Annotated in this window: 2 protein-coding genes; one reads left to right on the forward strand and one right to left on the reverse strand. The window is 69.1% G+C overall.

Going from position 1 to position 2,241, the window contains the following annotated elements:
• Nucleotides 1-37 precede the first annotated feature (37 nt).
• A complete protein-coding gene (locus NQ160_RS22630) occupies nucleotides 38-547 on the forward strand; it encodes a methylated-DNA--[protein]-cysteine S-methyltransferase (protein WP_257517128.1) in 510 nt (169 codons plus the stop codon).
• 61 nt (nucleotides 548-608) lie between these two features.
• On the opposite strand, the gene NQ160_RS22635 is transcribed toward NQ160_RS22630, so the two are convergent.
• Nucleotides 609-2,225, reverse strand: a complete 1,617-nt coding sequence (locus NQ160_RS22635) for a solute symporter family protein (RefSeq protein ID WP_257517280.1) — start codon at nucleotides 2,223-2,225, stop codon at nucleotides 609-611.
• Between the last annotated feature and the right edge of the window lie 16 nt (nucleotides 2,226-2,241).

The following is a 2,241-nucleotide window of genomic DNA, read 5'->3' on the forward strand; positions in this document are numbered from 1 at the left end:
CCCTCCGCAGCCGCAGACGCGCGGCCAGGATGGGCCTATGACCTCCAGCGCGTACTCGGTGCACCCGACACCGGTCGGCGACGCCCTCATCGTGATGAGCGATGAGGGCCTCGTCGCCCTCCAGCTGATCGACGGGCCGGCGGGCGATGCGCTCGCCGCCCTGTCGGCGGCACTCGGCGCCGTTCCCGACCGCGATCCCGCCGCGACCGGCCGGGTCGCCGCCGAGCTCGACGAGTACTTCGCCGGTCGGCGCCGCGCGTTCGACGTGCCGATCGACTGGGGCCTCACCAGGGGATTCATGCGCGAGGCGCTGCAGGTGGTGTGCCGCATCCCCTATGCCCAGACGGCGTCGTACGGCGAGGTCGCACTCGGCGCCGGCCACCCCAACGCTCACCGGGCCGTCGGCACCGCCTGCGCCCGCACCCCCTTCTCGCTGATCGTCCCCGTGCACCGGGTGGTGCGCTCCGACGGCTCGATCGGCGAGTATGGCGGCCGCCCCGGCATCAAGCGGTTCCTGCTCGACCTCGAAGCTGCGGCGGGCGAGTAGGCCGCCCGCATGCAGAGCGGCCCCGGGCATCGCCCGGGGCCGCTCAATCGACGCGGTCGCGTCAGTGGTTGGTGGCCTTCTCCGCACCGAAGCCGGTGAGAGAGCGCACATCCATCTCGGCTGCCAGCCGCGGGTCCTCCTTCTTGCTGGAGGTCACCGTTCCGAGCCAGCCGAGGAAGAACCCGAGCGGGATCGAGACGATGCCCGGGTTGTTCAGCGGCCAGATCGCGGGGCCGGTGTCCTTGAACACGCTCGTCTCCGTGCCCCAGAAGACCGGGGACAGGAAGATGAGGATGACGGCGGCGGCGAGGCCTCCGTACATGCTCCACACCGCGCCGCGCGTGGTGAACTTGCGCCAGAACAGCGAGTACAGGATCGTCGGCAGGTTCGCCGAGGCAGCGACCGCGAAGGCCAGTGCCACGAGGAACGCCACGTTCTGGCCCTGCACTCCGATGCCACCGAGGATCGACAGCACGCCGATCACGATCACCGTGCGCCGAGCGATCTTGACCTCGGCGTCGGGTGCGACCTTGCCCTTCTTCACCACGTTGGCGTAGATGTCGTGGGCGAACGAGGCTGCCGCGGTGATGGTGAGCCCGGCGACGACCGCGAGGATCGTCGCGAATGCCACCGCCGAGATGAACCCGAGCAGGATCGGTCCGCCGAGCTCCAGCGCCAGCAGCGGGGCTGCGGAGTTCACACCACCAGGAGCGGCGGCGATGACCTCGGGCGTGACCAGGGCGCCGGCGCCGTAGCCCAGCACGAGGGTGAGCAGGTAGAACAGACCGATCAGCCAGATGGCCCAGACCACCGAGCGACGCGCCTCCTTGGCGGTCGGCACCGTGTAGAAGCGCATCAGCACGTGCGGCAGACCCGCCGTGCCGAGCACCAGGGCCAGCGCGAGGGAGATGAAGTCCCACGGGTTGGCGCCGTACTGCAGGCCGGGGCCGAGCACGTCCTCGCCCGCCGGCGACGCGGCCACGGCGGCCTCGAGCAGCGAGTTGAAGTTGAAGCCGTAGAGCGCGAGCACCCAGATCGTCATGCCCAGCGCGCCACCGATGAGCAGGAACGCCTTGACGATCTGCACCCACGTGGTGCCCTTCATGCCGCCGATGAGCACGTAGAGGATCATCAGCAGGCCGACGACGGCGACCACGATCGACTGCCCGATCGTGTCGTCGATGCCCAGCAGCAGCGAGACGAGACCGCCGGCACCGGCCATCTGCGCGAGCAGGTAGAAGAAGCACACCGCGAGGGTCGTGATGGCCGCGGCCATGCGCACCGGAGCCTGCTTGAGACGGAACGACAGCACGTCGGCCATCGTGAACTTGCCGGTGTTGCGCATGAGCTCCGCCACCAGCAGCAGAGCGACCAGCCACGCCACCAGGAAGCCGATGGAGTAGAGGAAGCCGTCGTAGCCGTTGATGGCGATGGCGCCGCAGATTCCCAGGAACGATGCCGCCGAGAGGTAGTCGCCCGAGATGGCGAACCCGTTCTGCGGTCCTGTGAACGAGCGCCCCGCCGCGTAGTAATCCGCCGCGGTCTTGTTGTTGCGGCTCGCCCTGATGACGATGAACAGCGTCACCGCGACGAACGCGCCGAAGATCGAGATGTTGAGGATGGGGTTGTTCTCCGCGGTCTGCACCGCGGCGTCGATCGCGCCGAAGATCTCGTTCATGCCCCCGCCTCCTGCT

The sequence above is a fragment of the Microbacterium sp. zg.Y909 genome (assembly GCF_024626565.1).